Genomic DNA, 2,070 nt, shown 5'->3' with positions numbered 1-2,070 from the left:
TTATAACAACTTTACCGAGAAATATTTCGTCATTTTGGTTTATCATTTCCATTTTAGTATCAACTTTACTTTCTGAATTTTCCTTTTTTAAATTATTACAAGATAAACATGCAAGAATAAGTATTAGGTAATTTGCTTTCATATTTTAAATTGCCGATTCAGTTTTTTATTATTTTCTCTTCGTTTTTTCGAATATCCTTGCTAACGTTATCCCACTTTGAGATGGCTGGAAGTTCGTCAACGTTCAATTTTCGGCTTAACGAAAACTTGATGCGAAACGATAATTCCACTAAACTCCAGCTATATCAATACCGCTGTTATATGCCGTTTTTTATAGCACCCAACCGCCTTCAGTATTTTGTTTGTAATTACTTTTCGAATGTTCATAGACTTTTACGCCTTTATCAATTAAAGCTTTGTATTTTTTATGTTCTTTCCAAAACAAAATATTTGTCATTTTTAAGTTCGGTAATTTTAAAGCAATTTCATATAGTTTGTCTAGCAATAAATTTTTATCTGATGTTTTAATATTTTCTGGGAATAAAAACAGTAGCTCTTCAAGATTTTCGAGAGATTTAATTTCTTTGATGTTTTCTATTTTTGATAAATTTTGAATTTGTATTTTTCTTAAGTTTTTTAATCCTTGAAAACTAGGCAAAGTATCCATAGTTGCTAAACCTTCAAAATGTAAAAAATTTAAATTGATAAGACCATTGAGAAAGTCATAATTTTCAATTTGTCTTACTCTACTTATGCCTAAATATTCTAAATTTTTTAATTCAGATAAAGATTCTAATGATTGATAACTTCCAAACATTAACTTTAAGAGCCTTAGTTTTTCTAAACTGCTAATCCAGTTTACATTTTTAAGTTTTACTCCCCTTAAATTCAGAGAACTAATTTGTGTCAAATATTTAATATTTTCAATTCCCTTTTTCATTCCATCTATGTTAAGAGTTTCTAAATTTTTAAAAATTCTGATGAAATCTATATTAATTGCTCTTGATTTTGTTTCGCCTAAATGAAGTTTAGTAAGTTGCGATAAGATTTCAATAGGTTTAAACTCTTTTGTTAAATATGAGTCTACTCCAAATTTTCTAACATTTGGAATTTTATTAAGGAACGCAAAGTCAACTGTATCGTACCAAAATATTGTCAACCCAATTTCGGGATATTTTTCATAAAATTTATTTAAAGTTTCCCAAGTTTTTTCTGATGGATTTTTAAAAGAATAAAACTGTAATGAGTGTATATTTTTCTCTTGAATTAGTATTTCAATATCTGCCTCCACCAGGTCTTGATAGATATTGATATTACCGCTAAAATTCTCCCACTTATCTTCTTTTTTAAAACCTGGTAAATTCATAATCTGTTCTTAAAATGGCATATAACGTTCTGCTAATCTGTTTTCAATATCCATTCTTTCGTGTAAGACTCTAACGACTTCAATTTCATTAGTTTTGTCTTTTTTAAAGAAAATCAAATGTGATTTCACTTTTGAATATCTATATGATTTTCTGATTTTTCCAAAGTCACGAGCCATATCTAAATTATCGACGATATATTCAATTTCGTCAATGATTAAGTTATAATATCTATCTGCCTGTTCAACAGACCAATTTTCGGCCGTGTAAATCCAAATGTCATTAATGTCTTCTAATGCTTTTTCACTAATTATATACTCTGACATTATTTTTGAAAATTAGCTTTTAGCATTTCAAGATTTTTATTGCGGTCAAAATTTCTAATTTTACTGCTTTTTTCACCAATTCTTAGTTCATTGATTAGAGATTTTGTTTTAGTTTCTTCTTGCTCAAAAACTCTTAAAGCAGTTCTAACAACTTCACTTACTGAACTATATTTTCCTGTAGAAATTTGTTCATTAATAAAATTTTCAAAATAGTCTCCTAATAATATTGATGTATTTCGTGCCATAATTTTTGTTTTCATCAAAGATACCAATAATTGGTATTAAAATCAAATTTTTTCGTTTTTTAAGCAAAAGTTACTGCTAATCGAGTCACGCAGAGGAATTTCACCCCAACGTTCTCACGGAACCGTGCTTGAAAG

The 2,070-nt window shown here is 27.7% G+C and carries 3 protein-coding genes; all 3 read right to left on the bottom strand.

What is annotated here, in order from left to right:
* Positions 1 to 331 precede the first annotated feature (331 nt).
* From WBQ70_RS14405 to WBQ70_RS14395, 3 genes are read right to left on the bottom strand one after another with little or no spacing between them, the layout of a single operon-like run.
* Positions 332 to 1,366 (bottom strand): hypothetical protein, encoded by a 1,035-nt coding sequence (locus WBQ70_RS14405; RefSeq protein ID WP_423915404.1) that lies wholly within the window; start codon positions 1,364 to 1,366, stop codon positions 332 to 334.
* 9 nt (positions 1,367 to 1,375) lie between these two features.
* Positions 1,376 to 1,690, bottom strand: a complete 315-nt coding sequence (locus WBQ70_RS14400; RefSeq protein ID WP_423915402.1) for a type II toxin-antitoxin system RelE/ParE family toxin — start codon at positions 1,688 to 1,690, stop codon at positions 1,376 to 1,378.
* Positions 1,690 to 1,935, bottom strand: coding sequence for a type II toxin-antitoxin system ParD family antitoxin (locus WBQ70_RS14395; RefSeq protein ID WP_423915406.1), 246 nt, complete (start codon positions 1,933 to 1,935; stop codon positions 1,690 to 1,692). The genes WBQ70_RS14400 and WBQ70_RS14395 overlap by 1 nt, the downstream gene beginning before the upstream one ends.
* Positions 1,936 to 2,070 lie beyond the last annotated feature (135 nt).

This window comes from Flavobacterium sp. (assembly GCF_049590715.1).
GTDB lineage: Bacteria > Bacteroidota > Bacteroidia > Flavobacteriales > Flavobacteriaceae > Flavobacterium.
The sequence above is the reverse complement of the archived record's forward strand: the minus strand, read 5'-3'. Positions and strand labels throughout refer to the sequence as shown.

Bases quoted from the DNA above. Each gene is read 5' to 3' on its own strand.
- WBQ70_RS14405 (WP_423915404.1), bottom strand. From the start codon at position 1,366: ATGAATTTACCAGGTTTTAAAAAAGAAGATAAGTGGGAGAATTTTAGC.
- WBQ70_RS14400 (WP_423915402.1), bottom strand. From the start codon at position 1,690: ATGTCAGAGTATATAATTAGTGAAAAAGCATTAGAAGACATTAATGAC.
- WBQ70_RS14395 (WP_423915406.1), bottom strand. From the start codon at position 1,935: ATGGCACGAAATACATCAATATTATTAGGAGACTATTTTGAAAATTTT.